The organism is Thauera aminoaromatica S2, assembly GCF_000310185.1.
Classification (GTDB): Bacteria; Pseudomonadota; Gammaproteobacteria; order Burkholderiales; family Rhodocyclaceae; genus Thauera; species Thauera aminoaromatica.
The window spans coordinates 1-21,590 of the sequence record NZ_AMXD01000065.1 but is presented as its reverse complement, the minus strand read 5'-3'; the positions used below and the strand labels follow the sequence as shown (position 1 = coordinate 21,590).

At 64.2% G+C, this 21,590-nt stretch carries 16 protein-coding genes and 1 pseudogene; 4 read left to right on the top strand and 13 right to left on the bottom strand.

Annotated features, from left to right (window positions below; all coding sequences use genetic code 11):
• Window positions 1–460, top strand: a pseudogene (locus tag C665_RS11240) (class I SAM-dependent RNA methyltransferase); the annotation flags it as partial.
• Between the two features lie 21 nt (window positions 461–481).
• Here C665_RS11240 and C665_RS11235 read toward each other — a convergent pair.
• Entirely contained in the window at window positions 482–1,618 is a 1,137-nt protein-coding gene (locus C665_RS11235; RefSeq protein WP_004309696.1) for a PilT/PilU family type 4a pilus ATPase, read from the bottom strand.
• Between the two features lie 41 nt (window positions 1,619–1,659).
• Window positions 1,660–2,703 carry a type IV pilus twitching motility protein PilT gene (locus C665_RS11230; protein WP_004309695.1) on the bottom strand — a complete coding sequence of 348 codons (1,044 nt, stop codon included), beginning with the start codon at window positions 2,701–2,703 and terminating at the stop codon, window positions 1,660–1,662.
• A gap of 126 nt (window positions 2,704–2,829) precedes the next feature.
• On the opposite strand from C665_RS11230, the gene C665_RS11225 reads away from it, so the two are divergent.
• The 3 genes from C665_RS11225 to C665_RS11215 are packed head-to-tail and all read left to right on the top strand — an operon-like array spanning window position 2,830 to window position 4,996.
• Entirely contained in the window at window positions 2,830–3,543 is a 714-nt protein-coding gene (locus C665_RS11225) for a YggS family pyridoxal phosphate-dependent enzyme (RefSeq protein WP_004309694.1), read from the top strand.
• A gap of 43 nt (window positions 3,544–3,586) precedes the next feature.
• Window positions 3,587–4,411: a pyrroline-5-carboxylate reductase gene (proC, locus tag C665_RS11220; RefSeq protein ID WP_004309693.1), complete on the top strand. Its 825-nt coding sequence runs from the start codon at window positions 3,587–3,589 to the stop codon at window positions 4,409–4,411.
• Window positions 4,412–4,414: 3 nt separating this feature from the next.
• On the top strand, window positions 4,415–4,996 hold the full coding sequence (locus tag C665_RS11215) for a YggT family protein (protein ID WP_004309692.1): 582 nt from the start codon (window positions 4,415–4,417) through the stop codon (window positions 4,994–4,996).
• Window positions 4,997–5,038: 42 nt separating this feature from the next.
• Here C665_RS11215 and C665_RS11210 read toward each other — a convergent pair whose 3' ends face one another.
• The 11 genes from C665_RS11210 to C665_RS11160 are packed head-to-tail and all read right to left on the bottom strand — an operon-like array spanning window position 5,039 to window position 21,307.
• Window positions 5,039–5,653, bottom strand: a complete 615-nt coding sequence (locus tag C665_RS11210) for a Uma2 family endonuclease (RefSeq protein WP_004309691.1) — start codon at window positions 5,651–5,653, stop codon at window positions 5,039–5,041.
• Between the two features lie 51 nt (window positions 5,654–5,704).
• Entirely contained in the window at window positions 5,705–9,085 is a 3,381-nt protein-coding gene (locus tag C665_RS11205) for a DEAD/DEAH box helicase family protein (RefSeq protein ID WP_004309689.1), read from the bottom strand.
• A gap of 17 nt (window positions 9,086–9,102) precedes the next feature.
• Entirely contained in the window at window positions 9,103–9,798 is a 696-nt protein-coding gene (locus C665_RS11200; RefSeq protein WP_004309688.1) for a DUF4276 family protein, read from the bottom strand.
• A complete protein-coding gene (locus C665_RS11195) occupies window positions 9,798–10,892 on the bottom strand; it encodes an AAA family ATPase (protein ID WP_004309687.1) in 1,095 nt (364 codons plus the stop codon). Before C665_RS11195 ends, C665_RS11200 begins: the two co-directional genes overlap by 1 nt.
• 1 nt (window position 10,893) lies before the next feature.
• Window positions 10,894–14,460 carry a DNA methyltransferase gene (locus tag C665_RS11190; RefSeq protein ID WP_004309686.1) on the bottom strand — a complete coding sequence of 1,189 codons (3,567 nt, stop codon included), beginning with the start codon at window positions 14,458–14,460 and terminating at the stop codon, window positions 10,894–10,896.
• A gap of 17 nt (window positions 14,461–14,477) precedes the next feature.
• Complete coding sequence (locus tag C665_RS11185; RefSeq protein ID WP_004309685.1) at window positions 14,478–17,378, bottom strand: SNF2-related protein; 2,901 nt, start codon at window positions 17,376–17,378, stop codon at window positions 14,478–14,480.
• Between the two features lie 7 nt (window positions 17,379–17,385).
• On the bottom strand, window positions 17,386–18,690 hold the full coding sequence (locus C665_RS11180) for a dihydroorotase (RefSeq protein WP_004309684.1): 1,305 nt from the start codon (window positions 18,688–18,690) through the stop codon (window positions 17,386–17,388).
• A gap of 33 nt (window positions 18,691–18,723) precedes the next feature.
• Window positions 18,724–19,683: an aspartate carbamoyltransferase catalytic subunit gene (locus C665_RS11175; RefSeq protein WP_004309683.1), complete on the bottom strand. Its 960-nt coding sequence runs from the start codon at window positions 19,681–19,683 to the stop codon at window positions 18,724–18,726.
• Window positions 19,684–19,742: 59 nt separating this feature from the next.
• Window positions 19,743–20,246 carry a bifunctional pyr operon transcriptional regulator/uracil phosphoribosyltransferase PyrR gene (pyrR, locus tag C665_RS11170; RefSeq protein WP_004309682.1) on the bottom strand — a complete coding sequence of 168 codons (504 nt, stop codon included), beginning with the start codon at window positions 20,244–20,246 and terminating at the stop codon, window positions 19,743–19,745.
• A complete protein-coding gene (gene ruvX, locus C665_RS11165; RefSeq protein ID WP_040829071.1) occupies window positions 20,233–20,739 on the bottom strand; it encodes a Holliday junction resolvase RuvX in 507 nt (168 codons plus the stop codon). The genes pyrR and ruvX overlap by 14 nt, the downstream gene beginning before the upstream one ends.
• On the bottom strand, window positions 20,732–21,307 hold the full coding sequence (locus tag C665_RS11160; RefSeq protein WP_004309680.1) for a YqgE/AlgH family protein: 576 nt from the start codon (window positions 21,305–21,307) through the stop codon (window positions 20,732–20,734). Before C665_RS11160 ends, ruvX begins: the two co-directional genes overlap by 8 nt.
• Window positions 21,308–21,590: the final 283 nt, after the last annotated feature.

The window sequence follows — 21,590 nt, the reverse complement described above, 5'->3', positions numbered from 1 at the left end:
CTGGGCGGCGCTGCGCCGCGCCGCCGAGCAGCGCCGCAAGCCGGCGCGCGTGCTGCCGATCTTCGGCTCGGACGTGGTCGGCGAGTGGGTGCGGCGCAGCCGCATGAACCTCGACGCGGCCGGGCTGGCCGACTGCGTGCGCCTGGACCGCGCCGACGTTCTCGAGCGCACGCCGCCGGCCGCCGCGGGGGTGATGGTGGCGAATCCGCCCTACGGGGTGCGTATCGGCGAGGCGGAGGAACTCCTCGCCTTCTATCCCCGCCTGGGCGACGCGCTCAAGCAGCGCTGGGGCGGCTGGCGCTGCTATCTATTCAGCGCCGACCCCGAGCTGCCCAAGCGCATCGGCTTGAAGGCGAGCCGGCGCACGCCGCTCTTCAACGGCGCGCTCGAATGTCGCCTGTTCGAGTACCGCATGGTGGCCGGCAGCAACCGCGAGCGCACGCCGCGTCCGCAGGAGTAACAACGCGCGCGGCGTCCCGCCCTACAGGATGCCGAGGTTCTGGATGCCGCCGCCGGCCGCGAGGGGGTCGCCGTGGCGGCTGTTGAGCTTGATCTGCAGGCGCAGGTCGTTCACCGAGTCGGCGTTGCGCAGCGCGTCCTCGTAGCCGATCAGGTCGTCCTCGTAGAGCTGGAACAGCGACTGGTCGAAGGTCTGCATGCCGAGCTCGCGCGAGCGCTTCATCACGTCCTTGATCTCGGGCACGTTGCCCTTGAAGACCAGGTCGGCGATCAGCGGCGAGTTGAGCATCACCTCCACCGCCGGTACGCGGCCCTTGCGGTCCTTCATCGGCAGCAGGCGCTGCGAGACCATCGCGCGCAGGTTCAGCGACAGGTCCATCAGCAGCTGCTGGCGGCGGTCTTCCGGGAAGAAATTGATGATGCGGTCGATCGCCTGGTTGGCGCTGTTGGCGTGAAGGGTGGCCAGGCACAGGTGGCCGGTCTCGGCGAAGGCGATCGCGTAGTCCATGGTCTCGCGGTCGCGGATCTCGCCCATCAGGATCACGTCGGGCGCCTGGCGCAGGGTGTTCTTGAGCGCAGACATCCAGGACTCGGTGTCGATGCCGATCTCGCGCTGGGACACGATGCAGTTCTTGTGCTGGTGCACGAACTCGATCGGGTCCTCGATGGTGATGATGTGGCCGTAGGTGTTCTCGTTGCGGTAATCGACCAGGGATGCGAGCGAGGTGGTCTTGCCGGTGCCGGTGCCGCCGACGAAGATCACCAGCCCGCGCTTGGCGAGCGCGATCTCGGTGAGCACCGGCGGCAGGCCGAGCTCCTTGAAATTGGGGATCTTCTGCGGGATGGTGCGCAGCACCAGGGCGACGCGGCCCTGCTGCACGAAGGCATTGGCGCGGAAGCGGCCGATGCCCGCCGGCGAGATGCCGAAGTTGCACTCCTTGTGGGTCTCGAAGTCGGCGGCCTGGCGGTCGTTCATGATCGCGCGCGCCAGCTCGGTGGTGTGCTGCGGCTGCAGGATCTGGTTCGACTGCGGCACGATGCGGCCGTCGACCTTGATCGCAGGCGGGAAGCCGGCGGTGATGAAGAGGTCCGAGCCGTTCTTCTGCAGCATCAGCCGCAGCAGGTCGTGCATGAACTTGAGGGCCTGGTCGCGTTCCATGGTCTGCGTGCTCCTGCCCGGGACGGGCGGGTGGATGCCGCTCAGGCGGCGAAGCTGTCCTTGTTCTGCGCCTTCACGCGTGCTTCCGCGGCCGACACGACGTTGCGCCGGACCAGGTCGACGAGGCACTGGTCGAGGGTCTGCATGCCGATATTCTGGCCGGTCTGGATCGAGGAATACATCTGCGCGATCTTGTTCTCGCGGATGAGGTTGCGGATCGCCGGGGTGCCGATCATGATCTCGTGCGCCGCGACCCGGCCCTGGCCGTCCTTGGTCTTGAGCAGGGTCTGCGAGATCACTGCGCGCAGGGATTCCGAAAGCATCGAGCGCACCATGTCCTTCTCGGCCGCGGGGAAGACGTCGACGATCCGGTCGATGGTCTTGGCCGCGGATGAGGTGTGCAGGGTGCCGAACACCAGGTGGCCGGTCTCGGCGGCGGTGAGGGCGAGGCGGATGGTCTCGAGGTCGCGCATCTCGCCCACCAGGATCACGTCGGGGTCCTCGCGCAGCGCAGCGCGCAGCGCGTTGTTGAAGGACATGGTGTCGCGGTGCACCTCGCGCTGGTTCACCAGGCAGCGCTTGGATTCGTGCACGAACTCGATCGGGTCCTCCACGGTGAGGATGTGGCCGTACTCGTTTTCGTTCACGTAGTCGAGCATCGCCGCCAGCGTGGTGGACTTGCCCGAGCCGGTCGGCCCGGTCACCAGCACGATGCCGCGCGGCTGGTGGGCGATCTCCTTGAAGATCTTCGGGCAGTTGAGCTCCTCCAGGGTCAGCACCTTGCTCGGAATGGTGCGGAACACCGCGCCTGCGCCGCGGTTCTGCTGGAAGGCGTTGACGCGGAAGCGCGCGAGGTTGGGCACGGCGAAGGAGAAGTCGCACTCCCAGGTCTCCTCGAGCTGCTTGCGCTGCGCGTCGTTCATGATGTCGTACACCATGGCATGCACCTCCTTGTGCTCGAGCGGCGGCAGGTTGATCCGGCGCACGTCGCCGTGCACGCGGATCATCGGCGGCAGGCCGGCGGAGAGGTGGAGGTCGGAGGCCTTGTTCTTGACCGCGAAGGCGAGCAGTTCGGTGATGTCCATGGTATTCCGGCGCAAATGGCGACACGGCCGCCTGCGCGGGCGGCGCTCGGGGTCGGCCTCGGGGTGGGCGATGGAGCGATGCTATACTTTTGCCGCCCCGAAATCCCAGGAAATAGGCCACGGACCATGACGACGATCGCTGCACGCCTCGACGCGGTGCGCGCCCGCATCGCCGCCGCCGCACGACATGCCGGGCGCGACCCTGCGGACGTGAAGCTGCTCGCGGTGAGCAAGACCTGGCCGGCGGAGGCGGTGCGCGAGGCCGCCGCCGCCGGGCAGCGTGCCTTCGGCGAGAACTACGTGCAGGAAGGCGTGGACAAGGTCGAGGCGCTGCGCGCGCTCGGGCTCGAATGGCATTTCATCGGCCCGCTGCAGAGCAACAAGACGCGCCCGGTGGCGAACGCCTTCGACTGGGTGCATGGCATCGACCGCCTGAAGATCGCCGAGCGCCTGTCGGCGCAGCGCGACGTGCATCTGCCGCCGCTCGACGTATGCATCCAGGTCAATGTCAGCGGCGAGGACAGCAAGAGCGGCGTGGCGCCGGACGAGGCCGGCGCGCTCGCGCACGCGGTCGCCGCCCTGCCGCGGCTGCGCCTGCGCGGCCTCATGTGCATCCCCGAACCGAGCGCGGACGAGGCCGTGCTGCGCGCGCGCTTCGCCGTGCTGCGCGGGCTCTACGACGAGCTGCGCGCCGCCGGACTCGCGCTCGACACCTTGTCGATGGGCATGTCGCACGACCTCGAGCCGGCGATCGCCGAGGGCGCGAGCATCGTGCGCGTGGGCACGGCGATCTTCGGCGAGCGTGCCCGAACCGCGCCGACCCCGACCCCTACGGCCTGACGCGCGTCCGCGTGTGCTCCGGCCCCAACCAGCAGGTCCATCCATGAAGATCACCTTCCTCGGCGGCGGCAACATGGCCACCGCCCTCATCGGCGGCATGCTCGAGCGCGGCTTCGCCGCCGCCGACCTCCAGGTCGTAGAGCTCGGCGAGGCGGCACGCGGCGCGCTCGCGCAGCGCTTCGGCGTGCGTGCGGTCGAGTCCTTCGACGACGCGGCGCTCGCCTGCGACGTGCTCGTGCTCGCGGTCAAGCCGCAGCAGATGAAGGCTGCGCTGGCACCGATCGCCGGGCGCCTGTGCGGCCAGCTCGTCATCAGCATCGCCGCCGGCCTGCGCCTGGCCGACCTCGGGCGCTGGCTGGGTGCGCCGGGTGCGCCCCATGCCCGCCTGGTGCGCTGCATGCCCAACACACCGGCGCTGATCGGCGCCGGCGTCACCGGCCTGTACGCCGACCCTTCGGTGGACGCCGCCGGCCGCGAGACCGCCGGGCGCATCCTGGGCGCGGTCGGCAGCACGGTGTGGGCCGACGACGAGGCGCAGATGGACGCGGTCACCGCGATCTCGGGCAGCGGCCCGGCCTACGTCTTCCACTTCATCGAGGCGCTCGAATCCGCCGGGCGCAGCCTCGGCTTCGACGAGGCCGGTGCGCGCCGGCTGGCGATCGACACCGTGCTCGGCGCGGGGAGGCTGGCGGCGGGCTCGGAAGACGCCCCCGCCGTGCTGCGCCAGAAGGTCACCTCCAAGGGCGGCACCACCGAGGCCGCGCTCGCCAGCCTGGCGGCGGCCGGCTGGCACGACGAACTCGTCGCCGCGGTGCAGGCGGCCGAAGCGCGCGGGCGCGAGCTCGGCGCCGAACTCGGCAAGGACTGAACCATGCTCGCCAACATCCTCCTGCTGGTGATCGACGTCGCCGCCAGCTTCCTCACGCTGATGCTGCTCGCGCGCTTCTTCATGCAGTGGCAGCGCATCTCCTTCCGCAACCAGCTCGGCCAGTTCGTGGTCAGCACCACCGACTGGATCGTGCGCCCGCTGCGCCGCTTCATCCCCGGCCTGTTCGGCCTCGACATGGCGAGCCTGCTCCCGGCCTGGCTGCTTCAGGTACTGCTGGTGATGTTCGAGCTCAGCCTGCGCGGCGCGGCCTTCAGCGGCAACACCGCCGCCGTGCTCGCCGGCCTGTGGGGGGTGGGCCTGATCGAGCTGCTGCGCATGATGATCTACCTGGTGTTCGCGGTGGTGCTGGGCTCGGCGGTGCTGTCCTGGGTGAGCCCGCACGCGCCGCTGGCGCCGCTGCTGCACTCGATCGCCGCACCCTTCCTGCGCCCCTTCCGGCGCGTGATCCCGAGCATCGCCAACGTCGACCTGTCGCCGCTGGTGCTGCTGCTGGTGCTGCAGATCGTGCTGATGGTGCTCGCCGGCGCGCGCAACGGTTTCGCGCCGCTGCTGTTCGGGGGCTGAGCGCCGGGCGTCGAGATCTCGGGGGCTGAGTGCGGCGGGCGTTCAGCCTACGTTCTGCAGCGCGCGCTCCCAGTCGAGGACCACCCCGGGCAGCATGCCGACGGCGAGTGTCTCCTTCAGCTCGCAGATGTCTGGCGCGCCTAAGGCGCCGTCCTGCAGGCGATACACGGTGACGACGAGGTCCACCGGGTGCAACAGCCAGTATTCGCGCACGCCAACGCGCTCGTAGAGCTGGCGCTTGAGGATCAGGTCGTGGCCGGCGGTCGAGGGCGAGAGCACCTCCACCACCCAGTCGGGTGCGCTCCGGCAGCCGCGCTCGTCGAGCTTGCTCCGATAGCACACCACCACCAGTTCGGGCTGCATCACGGTGTCCACCTCGCCATCGGCTTCGCTGCCGTGCCGCAGGCGGACGTCAAAGGGGGCGATGAAGGGGCGGCAGGGTTTGCCTTCAAGCGCGTTGGCCGTTTTCAGGAACACCACGCCGAGGATTTCTTGATGGGCGCGCAGCAGGGCCGGCGCCATCGTGCAGGTGATGGCGTCGGGTGCAGGCGATATCGCGTAGGCGACGCCGTCGATCAGTTCGTGGCGCACGTCGCCCGGCCACGTCAGGTAGTCGGCGTAGGTGTGTGACCGTGTCTTGTGGACGGCCGGGTCCATGGTGATGCTCTCATCTGCCGTTTCCGACTTGGCAAGAACGGTGAATTCACGTCAATGCAAGCATGCCTTTTCAAGCAGTCGACCCACGTATCCCGAATCGTTCTTCATGAAGAGGATATTGACCTCGAGAAACTCCTCCAGGCTGCGGAAGCCGAAATTCCTTTGCAGTGAGCCGAACTGAGTCGGAGAGACGATGAAGCTCGAAAGGCTGACCTTGTCATCGCCCAGTCGTTTCTCGATGTCCTTGATGACCTTGCAGAATTGCACTTTGGGACTGGCGATTCCTTCGTGGATCAGGCCGTGTGGTTCGATGAAGACGATCTGCTGTCTGTCGCCGTCGAGGATCCATAAAATGAAATCCGGATAAAAGCTGCCTGCCTCGAAGAAGCCGATCCCCCCCCCGCGTGCCTTGTTGCGTAGCAGGAAGAACTCCTTTCCCGCAAACGCGGATTGGTTTTCGAGAAGGTAGGCGTGCAGATCCTTGACGAAGTCGAACTCGCTGTCTTTCAGGGCAACCGGACTGATCCTGATGCGCGTCGTCGGTCCGGCGCCGTCAGGCATGTGCAACAGTGGCGAATAGAGATGGATGCCACCCAGCAGAGCGTCGGGAGGCAAACCTCCCGGCCGCGATTTGTCGTGCAAGGGCGTCGCAGCGCTGGAGTCCTTGATCGATCGCGCTAGCGTTTCGACGTCGACTGCGAGTTGTTTCAAATCGGCGATCAGCGTCGACTCGTCGGCATCGACCATGATTTTCCAGTGATCGTCCGGCTTGGGCAGGTTATCGTCGGCCGCGGTGAGTTCGCGGTATTCGAGCCGCTGTTCGAAGAAGGCATCGACCTGGTGATTGAAAAACGCCTCCATCAGTCGTTTGAGCAAGGTCGTGACGATCAACTGCCATTGCCGTACGTCTGCCCATGCGCGAGGCTGCATGAGCGTGTCGGGCGCATGGAGGCGGTACCATGCACTGTGGCCGTCAGCGAAAAGCCTCGGCAGATCGTCGCGGTGGATCAGCAGGTTTTCGAACCCGCGCACGCGCTTGAACGCTTCCAGCTCGAAAAACACCGCGTCCCAGTCGATCAGGGCGAGTTGGTGGCTCTTGAACAGTTGCGTCTGTTTTGCCGTCGCTTCGGAAACATTCGCTATGCCGACCGCAAGGGCTTCTATTCGCGGATACCAGTCGAGCTCGATCTGTCGTGCTACAACCTTGGCGGGCAGCGGCAGTCTGAGAATGGGCAGCGGCGCGTCGAGCTTGTAGTTGTACTCCTTGCCGTTGTCCTTCTTCCGCTTCGGGCGAAGTACCTTCAGCCGGGTGCCGAAGTTCCGTGTCGTGTGCATCGGCATCTCGATCACTTCCTGACGCTCGTTGCCGGGCAGCCCTTCTGCTGCGAGGTAATCGCGGAAGCGCTGCATGAACTCGGCCTCGATGCCGAACACTTGCAAGGTCTCCAGCCAATGAATGTTGGCAGGCCTCGGGACATTGATGCGGGTGCAGCGGCTGCTGCGTTTGAGGCTCCAGTCGAAGCCTTTCAGGCGCACACCGCGGCCGAACAACTGGATGATCTGCGATCCTTCCGACTTGCCGACATGCATCAGCCCGAGGGTGGAAACTCGCCAACAATCCCAACCCTCGATGAATTTCTTCGCGCCAATGAGGATGTTCACGGGCGACTGGCTGTCGGACGCACCCGAAAACAACGGTCGGTCATCGAACTCGCTACTGGCAATCTCGACCTTTTCGGCCGGAATCCGCTCGCCAATGTGGTGCGCCAGCCCCTTGGAGTCGCCGACATTGATCAGCCCGAATGGCCACTCGGCATGGCCCACGCGCAGGTGGATCTCGCCGCTATCGCCCTTGATGCGCGTGATACGAAGAATGCCACCTGAGCGCGCCTGAAAGACCTCGCCAAGGATCGAGCCGTAGATCTCGTCCACCGTCCCGCCAGCGCCGAGCATGCTCTGCAAAACGGGGAAGCAGTTGGCGAAAATGTCGTTGCCCTCTGCGTCGACCATGCCATTGGCCGCGCCGGACTGTGTCAACAAGAGCTGGATGTCTTTCTTGCTGGTCGCAGGGTCGGCCAGAAACTCGCCGAGGAACAGGACGATCTTTGCCACGTCAGCGATCGCCGCCTTCTCGTCCTGGTTCGCACCGCCCGGTTTGCTGACGCTTCCGCCGACAAAGACCCACAGCGGCTTCTCCAGGTTGAAGGGGCGCAAGGCCAGCGCATCGCGGTCGTACAGGCGCAACTGCTGGAAGTAGGCCAGCAGGCAGGCGGTCAGGTATCGGCGCGTGTCGGCGCCTTCCTTCGCCAGGTTGAGGATGCTGTAGTCCTTGCCGAAGCCGTCCTCGTAGAAGTAGCGGTACGAGTAATCGAATAGCACGCTCTTCGCGTAGGTCTGGGTGATCGACTCGCTGCCAGCCGCTGCGACAGCTTGTGCGAACGTGGCGGAATACTCGAAGACGAAACCGCGCGCCGCAATCGCCTCACGCCGTTTCAGCCAACCGCTCTCCTCTTCGCTTCCCAGCCCGCGGTGGCCCTCATCGACCAACAGCAGGTTGTTGTCGCCGAACTCGGAGACCGCCACCGTGTTCTCGCGCCGGACTTCGCCCAGCTTGGTGATCTCGATGACGTCCACTCGCCCAAGGTCTGGTGAGCCGAGCAGGTCCGAGCGAAAGCGCTGTGAGGCAATTCCGTTCTGCCCCAGTTCCCGCAGATGCTGCTCGGTCAGCGATTCGTTCGGAGTGATCAGTACCGAGCGCGAGAACTCGTTCTCTCGGTTCGACAACTTCGCGTAATGCCGGAACTGGAGAACGTTGGCGTGCATCACGAACGTCTTGCCGCTGCCGGTCGCGTTCTGGAAACACAGGCGGTTGAGGTCGGCGACCGTGAAGGGCTCCACCGTCGTCGGTAGCCTCGCCGCCGTTCGCCACGCGTTGAAGCGCAGAAGGAATTCGTTGAGCGAGTCGAGCAGTTGTGCAGGCTGGTGGAAGAAAAGATCGAGGTAGCGTTCGGTGAAGATCAGCGACAGCCACTGGAAATACTTCCACACGATGCGGCGCTCGCCGCCGGCCTGCCGGCGGTCGTTCAGGGTCTTCGTGTGCGCGAGGATGTTGTCTTCATAGGCCGCAAGCTCGGCCGCCGACAGCTTCGCCGACGCCGGCCAGTTGGCATTCAGCTCGCGGAAGAAGCGGTGGCGCCCATCCTCGTGCAAGCCTTCCTTGTCTTCGTCGATGATCGTATGGGCCAGACGCCGGATCGGCGGGATGCTGCGCCCGTCGGCGTCCTTGTGCTCCGCCAGCGGATCGACGCCGAACTGTTCGATCATCCAGGCATTGAGCACCAGCTTGAAAACAAAGGGATCGGCTGTTTTTGCCGAGCCTTTCGCCTTCTTCCCCGTGCCGACTGTGCTGGCGTTCTTCTTGGTGATGGCCATGTGATTACGTATTCCGGTCAAGCGACAGCGGGCAGGTTTCCTGTTGGCTCGCCCAGACCTTCAAGCCTTGCGAGCCACTCACCGAAGTGCGGGCAGGCTGAGCGTACGGTGGCAAGCGTCGTCTTGTGAAGGATGGTGGGGCCGTCAGAAGTCTTCTTGAAGCTCGGGATCAGGCGCTCGATGCGTGCGGATGGGTGCGTCGCCGGATCGTTGTTGATTTCCTCCGGTGTTCCTGCCTGTTGCACGATGGCCGCCAGTGCGGGCGCCAGTGCCGGGTTGCCGAAATGTTCGGCGACGGTTTCCGGTTTGCTGAACAGCCAGGCCTCGAATTCGTGCAGGGCAAGAAAGGGAAGGAAGCGGGGCTGGTCGATGTCGTCCGCGAACGCTTGTTGCAGGCGAATGGCCTTGTCGTGCGCCGTTAAACCGGGTGTCGCCAGGACGGCTGCACGCCCGGGGAAGTCCTCCGGCAGTCCATAGAAATCCAGCAAGGTAGTCACGCGGGCGTTCCTGTCGCCCAGCAGTTCCAGGAGGTTCTGCCGGATCTTGGCATAGCTCGTCACCCCGCCCCGAAACGCGCCACCGCTCATGATCCGCTTGGTCCGCAACACAGTGACGCTGCCATAGACGCCAAAGGCGGCGAGGTGTGGAACCAGCGTGCGCTTGGCGAACACCTCCTCGGACTGGCCCTCCACCAGAATCAGCAGACGCGACATCAGGGGCGGCCTCCGATGATGTTCTTTTCCCACAGGTCGCCCACGCTGTAGTCGTTCATCCAGCTCGACAAGTCCTGCTCCGCCAGGCGGCGGAAATGGGTACGCAGGCCATCGTTGTCGGCGATGATGATTGCCTCGGGCGAGAACTGGTTGAGCAGCGTGACCGACTGCGTCGCCAGGATCACCTGGCTGCGCCTGGCTGCGGCCTCGATCATCTCGGACAGGATCGTGATGGCGAAGGGGTGCAGGCCAAGCTCCGGCTCATCGAGCAGGATCAGCGACGGCAGAGACGGCTGCAGCAGCAGCACGGCGAGGCAGATGAACCTGAGCGTGCCATCCGACAGCGAAAAACCGTCGAAATAGGCGTCCGAGCCCTTCTGCCTCCATTCCAGCTTGATCTTGTTCGGGTTGGTGCGCGACGGCTCGAGCGTGAAGTCGTCGAAAAACGGCGCGACCAACTGCACATGCTCGACGACGTGTCGGTACTCGGTCGGATGTGTCAGCTTCATCCAGTACAGGAAGGCAGCGAGGTTGGCCGCATCGGGGCGGAAGGCCCGGTTGTCGTCGATGTCCTGCGTCTTCTTCGCCGGGGCCGAACTTGATGTGTCGTGGAAGTGATAGACCACCCAGCCCTGCACGCCCTGCAACACGTGCTCGGCGACGCGCTGACCTTGTCCTGCCGTGCTGGCCGCGTCATGCAGGGCCGTTTCCTTGTGTCCTGCGCCGATCTGCAGACTCCATGGGCGCGGGTAGCGCACATCGTGGAAAAAGATCGTCTCCCAGTCGAAGACCATCGTGTCGCCGACCGCCGGTTTCAGGCAGAAGCTGTACGCGTTGCTCCCGAAGTCGAAACGGAAGGACATTTTCGGCGTGGTTTTCTCGCCGTGGTGCAATAGACGGTCCGGCCCGCCATGTTCGCCAACGTAGAGCTGCAACTGCTTCGACAGCACGGAATTCAGAAAGCGAAAGACGCCGATCAGGTTCGACTTGCCGGCACCGTTCGGGCCGATCACGACATTGAGGCGCTGCAGTTCCAGTTCGCAGCTCTCGATGGATTTGAACCCATCGACGGTCAGCTTGTTGAGCAGCGACATGTCAGCTCTCCTCTCCGGCCCACATCCGGCGGTGGAATTCTTCTTCGAGCAGGCGCACCTCGCCGTACTTGCCCAGATTCGGCAGGTTGTGCGTGCCGTTGATGTAGATGAGGTCGTACAGCGTCTTGTCCTCGCGCCGCGTCGGGTTCCACTTCATCTTCTGCGACAGGAAGGCTTCGAGCACCGCCGCGTCCTGTTCGGGGTCGTCGGTGAGCGTGCGCCACAGCACCAGCACGCTCTGGCGGTGCAGGTCGTCACCCGGCCGGGTGCGCACGTAGCCCTCCACGGGGCGGAACCACCATGCGCCATCCTCCGCCTCGGTCAGTGCCGTGGCCTGCAGGCGGGTATGCGCATCCTGTGGCAGCAGCGGATCGGGCTTGCGCACGAAGCTCGCCGTGAAGCGCCGGCCGGCGTGCAGCTTGTCGACGTGAAGGCCGATCAGCCAGTTGAAGGTCTCGACCAGGTCGACATTGCGCTGCTCGCGCTCGTCGGAGCCGGGCTTCTTGATTTCCAGTCGACACGCCGTCGGGTCGCGGAACTGGGCGACGTTGAGCAGGCTCTGGCTACCGTGTGTTTCGACCTCGAGCATGTAACGCAGCAGGTAGTCGCGCTGCATGGCTGGGTCCTTAATTTTAGCGGCCGTCTCGATATAGGGATTTAACGCGAGGTTGTTGAGGCAGTCCTCATAGGATTCGAGTCGAATATATTTGAAAGTGCAAGAAATCCCATTGTTAGACTTCGGTTTTCCCTCTTCCCAGTCTTGCGAGAATATTGCCTTTTTAATACGTGGCAGCAATACGCTATTAAAGTGTCCACCCATCTCGACTACGATGAATTTACGGTCAGTTCTTTCTTTTCGGTTTAAGTCTATGACCGCTTGTCCAGTTGTGCCAGATCCACCAAAAAAATCTAGAATATAGTCTTTTGGCTCTGTTGTTTGCTTAATAAAAGTCTCAATTAGTCCGGGGGGCTTTGGATTGTTTATGAGGCCTTTTTCTCCGAACAAAGACTCCAGTCTTGGCTCTCCGTCCGGGTATTGACGTATTACAGATGTAGCAACAACGCTGCTTACTTCATGCAAAAAATACTTGAGCTGAGGGATCGATTGCTCATCGTCCTTGAATGCTATCCGTTGATCCCGAAAATATGCTTCATACGACGGACGGCTTCCTATGGCCCTTCGAGGGAATGCCCATCCTCTTTTAGGGAACTGGCAAGGTCTCTTCGTTGTGGGATGTAAGGGCTGGTAAAAACGAAAGTTTTCAGAAGAAGGGTCCTTAATTGTTTCAGATTGCTTGCCAGATGGCATGGAGGGCTCAACTTCCCGCCATACCCAAATTCTGCATTTTCTTTCCGCGGCTATTTCTTCATCAACAAAATTGCCGTTGTTATCACGATATTCAGCGTATTTGTATGGATAGAGCCCTTTCCATGGGTCGCTTTTAATGGCGTCCTCTTTGGATTGGCCGCGGGACATGGCCTCGGAAATGTGTTCAATCTTATGGCTTTGATACAGATCCTTGAGGCGATCCTCGATGTAATGAATGGGCGGATATGTGGCTTGCAGCGATTCCACAAGCTCCATCACTTCGAAATAGCCCGGCTTCACATCCCGAAACATCTGCTTATCGCTCTCGACAGCCTTCAGATTCGCCGCGAAAACCTCAACATACTCATGCGCTGTCGAATAGGTTGGCGAGTTGTTGCTAACCGTGTCCCTAACCCATACAACCTCTTCGATACGATTTTCATGGCCAAAAGTTTGAGAAAGCTGCCATTCAAGACCAAAGCGCTCAATCTCATTAATGCTAGCAAATAGCACCCCCTTTTCGGAGAGATGTACTCGTGCGAGTCGCAAGCGATCAGAGATCATGCTAGCCCAACTCGAGCTAGAAAAAGCATCCTTGTAAAGAAATCCATCCTGTCCAGTGTTGTAGGGTGGGTCGATGTAGATGCATCGAACCTGTCCACTTAATTTTCGTCTTGTTAGTTGGAGTGCTTGAAAGTTTTCTGAATGAACCGCTAATCCACCGCATTGCTCATCGAGGTCTTCAAATTCAGCCAGAAGCCTTTGCCGAAAATTTTCCGGATAAAGGACGCTGTCAAGAACCAGAAAATGATTGGTCTTGAGAAACTCAACCGTCAGTGGCACCGAATATTTCGGTGTGGCCATATCTCCCTTGATCTCATCAATCGCGAACAGCCTCACCCATTCCTCGCGCTGCCGCTCATTGGCCGCGATCTCAGGGTAGAACTTCTCCGGGATGCGATCCAGCGTGATGCAGTAGTGCGTCTCGACGACGAACTTCTTCTTCAGCCAGAGTTTCTTCTGGAAGTCCTCGAGCTGGGCGAGGAAGTCGATCAGGCGCAGCGAGAGGATGCGGATGGCCTGCGCCTTCTCCAACGCCTCCTTCATGGCCTTCATGCGGGCGTCGCTCAGACCGGCCTGCACGTCGGCATCTTCACCGCCGACGAAGTCGTCGAGCTTGAGGACTTCGTTCTTCAGGTAGAAATCCAGCTCGCGCCGCAGGAAGCCGCCGAGGTCCTTGTGGATGAAGTAGTCCATGGTGTTGGTGGCGGTGTACTGGCCGATATACCGCGCGAGCAGGGGCTGCGTCTTGTCCTTGCCCTTGCCGACTTCGCGCGCCAGGACCTCGAAGTATTCGCCGGCCAGCGCGTTGCCGCTGCCGTTCAAACCTTTCAGCGCGTCGAGCACGGTTTGCACGAGTTGCTCGTTGCGGGTCGCCTGCCATTTCTGTTTCTGGCCCTTGGGAGGCTTGGCCGGATCGCTGCGGTAGTTGATGCGGACGACCAGTTCGCTGCCTTCCCACGCCAGCGGTTCGGCGGCGTCGAGTATGAAGTAACGCTCGTCCTTGTCGCTGGCCTTGACGTTGTTGTGAGCACCCTCCGCGGCGTCGACGACGCGGAAATGCACCTTGAGCGCGGCTCCGCCCGTGTCGGCGTCATCGAAAAGGCTGCGGCTGACGCCGCGCTCGTCCTTGTGCAAGGCCTTGCGCGGGTCGAAGCTGAAGGCGGCGAAGTTCTCCGTCGTCTTGATGTAGTACTGGTCCTTGTTCGCCCAGTGCAACACGACCTCTGCGCCGTCGTAAGGCACGGCATAGGTTTCCGCTCCGCCGGCCGCGCCTTTGCCGTAGCGGCGCAGGGACATGAAGTCGCCCTGGTCGTAGTAGCGCGAGAAGAAGCGATGGAGGTGGTCGTAGATCTCGGCGTTCTCGCCGCCGCTCAGGCGGATGACGTCGTAGCGCGCGCGTGCCTGCTGCACCTTGGGTGCGGCATCGGGGTCAGGGGCGCCGAACTCGGCTGCCTGCTGGCGTGCGGCTTCGTATTCCCGTCGGGCGTCTTCTTCATGGCGCGCGCCTCGATCGGCAAATACCTTGTCGATCAGTTGGTCGAACTCCGTTTCGAGGAAGGTTTCGAGCTGGTCGCGCTTGGCATGCATGATGCGGTAGAGACCGAAATCCAGATCGGGCTGGTCGAGCTGGAACATTTCCCGCAGCAAGCCCAGCAGGCGCTGCTTCTTTTCGTTGGTCTTGGTTTCGGCGGGCATGAAGCTTCTCGTAATGATCAAACCACCCTGAAGCGCAGGGTGAAGAGGGTTCGGGATTCGGTGTTCTGCTGGAGGCGTCGTTCAAGCTGCTCGATCAGGGCGTCGCGGCGCGCGGTGATCTCGTCCTCGACGGCGAAGATGTCCTGCCGTTGTCGTCGTTGCCGGCGCTCCAGCTCGCGCAGATCGTTCAGGACGGCGGATTGCGCTTCGAGTGTGGCCGCCTTGCGCGCGTCGCGCTTCAACTGCGCGATGCGCGCCTTGGTGTCGTGCAGGCCTTCCTCGGCCGCAAGCAGCTTGTCGTCGGCCCATTTTTCGAGCTTTTCGCGCTCTTCGTTGAAGAGTCGCTGATTCGACTCCAGCAGTTCGGCGATGCGCGCCTGGGTCAGACGTGCGGCGTTTGCCGCCAGCCGTTGCGGCGGATTATCGCCGACATGTGCCGGCTTGCCGACGGCCTGGACGGAAAAGAGCTTCTCGCAGGTTTCCTGATCAAGCGTCTGTCCATCGTCGAGCATGGCCGAGAACAGCAAGGACTCGGTGGCGTCGAAGCTCGTCACGGTCAAGTGCTCGAGCGTGAGCCAGCCGCGCTTGCCACGTAGTCGGTCGATCACTGAAATCCGCGTTGGATTGCTGGCGTAGTCGAAAATCAGCTCGGCCAGCGGGGTTTCGGCGTTCCTTGCCTGCTCGAGCACCCATTCGCCCAGGGGATGATTGAGGCGGTAGGCGTGTGCAAGCATGTCGGCCTGCTTGCCGCCGCGCACCAACTGATAGCGCCCGGCCGGCGCATCGGGGATCGGCGAGCATTTGAGCGAGAAGGCGTAGTGGGCTTCCTCGAAGCGTGTCCCGCACTGCGCAGTGCGTTCGAGGACATGGCGTGTCACCCCCCAGAACCAGCGGCCGATCTTGTCCAGCCGGGCTTCGGCTTCGTCCAGTCGCAGCCTCAGGCGGTCGTGCACGTCCTCGTCGAAGTGCTCGATCAACTGCGCGCGTGTCTCGCGCATGCGGTTGTCGATGTCTTCTTCCAGTTCCGCCTGCAGGGCGGCGAAGGCCGCCTCGATGTCTTCCGGCTGGCGGCAGATTTCGTAGATCTGCAGGATGCGGCGCTCGAAGTCGATGCCGCTCTCGATGCGGCCGAGCACTTCGTCCGATGCGCCGAAAACGCCCGAAAAAAGGCTGAATTTCTCGGTGAGCAGTTCCAGCACGCGCTGATCGGCCTGATTGCGGGTGTTTAGGAAGTTGATGACCACGACATCGAAGCGCTGGCCGTAACGATGGCAGCGGCCGATCCGCTGCTCGATGCGTTGCGGGTTCCAGGGCAGGTCGTAATTGATGATGAGCGCGCAGAACTGCAGGTTGATGCCTTCGGCGCCGGCTTCGGTGGCGATCATGATGTCGGCACCCTTGCCGTCAGTCCGGCGGAAGTGGTCGATCAGCGCGGTACGGCGATCCACCTGTGGCGATCCGGTGATGCGGTCGCTGCCCTTGTTGGCCTTCAGCCATTCCAGGTAAATGCGTGTCGCGTCCTCGCCCGTGTTGGTGCCGCTGAACGACACGAGTTTGCCTGTGTACCCGTTGGCGGACAGGAAGCGGGAAAGGTACTCCTGGGTGCGGCGGGATTCCGTGAAGATGATGGCCTTGCGTGGCGCGTTTAGCGCGGCCATCTTGCCGAAGCCCACTTGCAGCGCGGTCAGCAGCGCCTGTGCCTTGGTATCGGTCTGAATGCGCTCGGCTGCCTCGATGAAGGCTTTGATCTCGGAGATCTCGCCGCGTACTGCGGCCGGATCGAGGGTTGGCGGTGCGACGATCGTCGCCTCGTCGCACTCGGCCGTGTCGCCGGATTCCTCGAGGTAGTCGCCCTCGATCTCCTCCTCTTCGATCAGTTTTTCGAGCAGTGCGTCATCGAGGCCACCGGTTCCCGCGAGCATCTTTTCCAGCCGGTCGCGGATGGTCTTCAGTGTCGCTACGACCGCATGCGAACTCGATGCGAGCAGCTTGCGCAGGATCAGAGCGGTCAAATGGCGCTGCCGGCGCGGCAGGGCGTAGGAGTCCTCTTTGGCCAGAAAATCCGAGATGGCTTCGTAAAGCGCTTGCTCGTCATCGGTCGGATTGAAGGGCTGCGTCACCGCCCTGCGCTCGGTGTAACGGACGTATTCGAGCACCTGCTTGCGCAGCGTTCGCTTGGCAAAGGTCTGCAATCGATCGCGCAAAGCCGTGAGCGAGTTGCTCGCGGACATGAACTGTTTGCGGAAGGCTGCTTCGTCGCCGAACAGATGCTCGTCGAGCAAGGTGGAGAGCCCGTAAAGCTCCATCAGCGAGTTTTGCAGCGGTGTTGCGGTCAGGAGCAGTTTTCTGCGACCGTCGAAGGTGCGTCGCAGCGTCTGACCGGTGCGGTTGTTGGCGCGATGTGCGTTGCGGAGCTTGTGGGCTTCGTCGATCACTATCAGGTCCCAGGCAATCGCGCGCATTTCCAGTTCGAGCCTGGCCGCGAACTGGTAGGAGACGATGACGACCTGCTTGCCGGCGAGGCCTTCAAGGGTGGAAAGTGGCGTCCCGGCGCGAAGCTTGCGAAGGCTGACGGCATCGAACACCGTCGCTCGCAACGCGAACTTGTCCCACAGCTCTTGTGCCCATTGCTTGCGCAGACTGGCGGGGCAGATCACCAGCAGTCCGCGGCGACGTTCTGCCCAGTACTGACAGAGCACCAGCGCGGCTTCGATTGTTTTGCCGAGACCAACCTCGTCGGCCAGCAATACGCCCTGCTGGATCGGGTTACGCAGCGCGAACAGCGCAGCGTCGATCTGATGGGGATTCAGATCGACGCTGGCATCGAACAGCGACTGGGAAAGGCGATTGACTCCGTCAGCGTCGTGGCGCCGAGTCAGTTCGTATGCGTAGTATTTGGCGTGATACGCGGAGATCACTTGCGTTTCATGGGCTTTGCACTTTCTGCTGTTCGCTCAGCCCGTACATCACCTGGCCCTCGACCAGCGTGTAGCGCACCTTGCCGGGCAGCTCCATGCCGAGGAAGGGCGTGTTCTTGCCCTGGCTGCGGAGCCCCTCGCGGGTGATCGTGACGTGCGCGTCCGGGTCGAACACGCACACGTCGGCGCGCGCGCCCACCGAGAGGTGGCCGGCCTTGGTGATGCCGACGATCTTCGCCGCGTCCGAGGTGATGCGGGCCAGCCCGTCCAGCAGCGCCAGCCCGGCGCGGTCGGCCCACTTCAGCGTCAGCGGCAGCAGCAGCTCGAGGCCGGTGGCGCCGGGTTCGGATTCGGAGAACGGCGTCTGCTTGGCGTCGTCGTCCACCGGGGTGTGGTCCGAGCACAGCGCGTTGATACGGCCCTCGGCCAGGCCCCGGGCGAGCGCCTCGCGGTCGCGCTGGCTGCGCAGCGGCGGGACGAGGTGGCAGTTGGAGTTGAAGTAGCCGATGTCCATGTCGCACAGGTGGACATGGTTGATCGACACGTCGCAGCTCACGTCCATGCCCTCGGCGCGCGCCTGGTCGATGAGCGCGAGGCCGGCGGCGGAGGACAGGCGGGTGATGTGCAGGCGGGCGCCGGTGAGGCGGGCCAGTTCCAGGTAGGTGTACAGCGCCACCGTTTCGGCGGCGACGGGGATGCCGGAGAGGCCCAGCCGCGTCGCCACCTCGCCGTCGTGGGCGTGGCCCACCTGCGACAGGAAGGGCGCCAGCGGCTGCAGCCACACGCGGAAGCCGAAAGTGGCGGCGTATTGCAGCGCGCGCATCAGCACGGTGTTGTCCACCAAGGGCACGTTGGCCTGCGAGAAGGCGACGCAGCCGGCCTCGACCAGCTCGGCCATCTCCGACAGGCGCTCGCCCTCGAGGCCGATGGTGAGCGCGCCGACCGGGTAGATGTGGGCGCGGTTCAGCTTCTTGGCCCGGTAGGTCAGCATCTCGACCAGGCCGGGCTCGTCGAGCGCGGGGTCGGTGTCGGGCGGGATCGCCAGGCTGGTGACGCCGCCGGCCATCGCCGCTTCCATTTCGGATTCGAGGGTGGCGCGGTATTCGTAGCCGGGTTCGCGCAGGCGCGCGGCGAGGTCGATGAAGCCGGGCGCGACGACGAGTCCGCTGGCGTCGATGGTGCGCTCGGCGGTGAAGCCGTCGGGTGCACGGCCGAGGGCGACGATCTTGCCGCCCGCGACATAGACGTTCTGCACTGCGTCGGTGCGATTGGCCGGATCGACGACGCGGCCGTTGGAAATCAGGATGTTCATGCGTGGGTCCTTGTTCCTGTGCTGTCCGCGGCCTCAGCGGCTGCCGAGCATGCTCATCACCGCCATGCGCACGGCGATGCCGAAGGTGACCTGGGGCAGGATGACGGCCTGCGCGCCATCGGCCACCGCGGAGTCGATCTCCACGCCGCGGTTCATCGGGCCGGGGTGCATCACGATCGCGTCGGGCCTGGCGAGCGCCAGCTTCTCGGCGGTGAGGCCCCAGATCTTGTAGTACTCCTGCGGCGTGGGCAGCAGGGCGCCGTTCATGCGTTCGTTCTGCAGGCGCAGCATCATCACCACGTCCACGTCCTTCAGGCCCTCGCGCATGTCGTGGAACACGCGCACGCCGAGGCGCTCGACCTCGGTGGGCAGCAGGGTCCGGGGGCCGATGACGCGCACTTCGGGCACGCCGAGCGTGGTCAGCGCGGCGATCTGGCTGCGCGCCACGCGCGAGTGCAGCACGTCGCCGACGATCGCCACCGTCAGGTTGGTGAAGTCCTTCTTGAAGTGGCGGATGGTGTACATGTCGAGCAGGCCCTGCGTCGGGTGCGCATGGCGGCCGTCGCCGGCGTTGACCACGTGGATGTGGTCGCGCCCGGTGTTCTGCAGGTGCTGGGCGATCAGCATCGGTGCGCCGCTGGCGGCGTGGCGCACGACGAACATGTCGGCCTGCATCGCGCACAGGTTGTCGACGGTGTCGAGCAGGCTCTCGCCCTTGGCGGCCGAGCTGGTGTTGATGTTGAGGTTCACCACGTCGGCCGAGAGGCGCTTGGCGGCGATCTCGAAGGTGGTGCGGGTGCGCGTGGAGTTCTCGAAGAACAGGTTGAACACGCTCTTGCCGCGCAGCAGCGGCAGCTTCTTGACCTCGCGCTCGGCCACCTCGGTGAAGGGTGCGGCGGTGTCGAGGATGGCGTTCAGGATGTTGCGCGGCAGACCGTCTAGCGTGAGCAGGTGCTGCAGTTCGCCGTGCTGGTTGAGCTGGGGGTTTCGCATCGGGCGTGCCTCGGATTCAGCGGTGGGCAAGTGGAAAAGGGAGAGCGGGAGGTTCCGGCTCAGGCGCGCCGGGTCAGCATGAGGCCGAACTGTCCGGCCTCGTCGCGTTGCAGCTCCAGGTTCTGCTCGGGTGCGAGCGGCGCGGCCAGGGTGTGGGCACAGTAGCGCGCGGCCACCGGCAGCTCGCGCCCGCCGCGGTCGACCAGCACGGCGAGCTCGACCCGCGCCGGGCGGCCGAAGTCGAACAACTCGTTGAGCGCGGCGCGGGTGGTGCGGCCGGTGTAGAGCACGTCGTCGACCAGGATCACGTGCGCGCCGTCCACGTCGAAGGGGATTTCGGTCTTCTTCGGGCTGGCGTGCAGGCCCTTGCTGGCGTAGTCGTCGCGGTAGAAGGAGACGTCGATCGCGCCCAGCGGCTGGGCGATGCCCAGCTCGGCGTGCAGGCGCTCGGCCAGCCACAGGCCGCCGGTGTAGATGCCGACGAGCGCGGTGGCGGGGCCGACGTGGGGGCGGATCTGCTCGGCGAGCTGCCGGCACAGGGCTTCGGCATCAAGGTCTTTCATGGCGTCGTGTGTCCAGGAAGGTTTGCAGGAGGATGCGGGCGGCGGCGGCGTCGAGCACCGCCTTGCGCTCGCGCCAGTCCTTGCGGCCGGCCTCGGCGAGCTCGGCCTCGGCGGCGACCGAGGACAGGCGCTCGTCTACGGTGAACACGGGCAGGGCATGGCGGCCGCGGAGCTGGTTGGCGAAGCGGCGGCAGCGCGCGGTGAGCTCGTGCTCGCGGCCGTCCAGATGGGTGGGAATGCCGACCACCAGCGCGACCGGCCGCCATTCGGCGATGAGCCTGGCGATGGCGGCGAAGCGTGCGTCGTTCGCCTCGGCGTGCACGGTGGTGAGCGCGCTGGCCAGGCCGGTCTCGAGTTCGCCGCTGGCGACGCCGATGCGGGCGAGGCCGAAGTCGAAACCGAGCACGGTGCCACGCGCGGGGAGCGTGTCCGGGGCGGGCCGGGGGAAGCGGGTGTCCGCAGGGGACGGGGCGGCCGTGGCCGCCTCAGGCATGTCCGGCGACATCGCTCAGGTTGGTGAAGTCGATGCCGAGCTTCTGCATGGCGGCGACCAGGCGTTCCTCGGGCGGCAGCTCGAACACGATCTCGAGGTCGGCGGGGACGGTGAGCCAGGCGTTGTCGAGGAGCTCCTGCTCGAGCTGGCCGGCAGCCCAGCCGGCGTAGCCGAGCGTGACGATGACGTCCCTGGGTTCGCCACCGGCGCCGATGGCCTGCAGCACGTCGCGGCTGCTGGTGAGGCCGATCTCGTCGGTGACCTTGAGCGTGGAGTGCCAGTCGCCGAGCGGGCGGTGCAGCACGAAGCCGCGGTCGGTCTGCACCGGGCCGCCGAAATACACCGGCTGCGCGGCGAAGCCCTCGGCCTCGAGCGGCACTTCGATGCGCTCGAAGAGGCTGGCCAGGGTCATGTCGATCGGCCTGTTCACGATGATGCCGAGCGCGCCCTGGTCGTTGTGTTCGGCGATGTAGGTGAGCGTGCGCGCGAAGTGCGGATCGACCATGTTGGGCATGGCGATCAGGAAGTGGTGCGTGAAGTTGGCCGTGGGCGTTTCCATGCGCGGCATTCTACGCCGAACGCCGGTCTTCTTGGCGTGGGGGCGTGCGCGAGCGGGTCCTCCCGCCGTCGGGCGGCCGCGCGTGGTTTCTGTGGGAGCGACGCAAGTCGCGATTGCAGCGATCGGTCGCCGGCATCGTCGATTCCCTTCCTGAGTGGTGTGGCGTGCGGCGTGGGCGATCGCGTGCTGCTCCGATGCGGCCGCAGGGCCGGAGTGGCGGGCGCCGCCTGCACTCGCGGCCCTGCGCTTCGCTGCGGGCTGCCCTCGGCGCTCCTGAAGTTGGCGCCCGCCA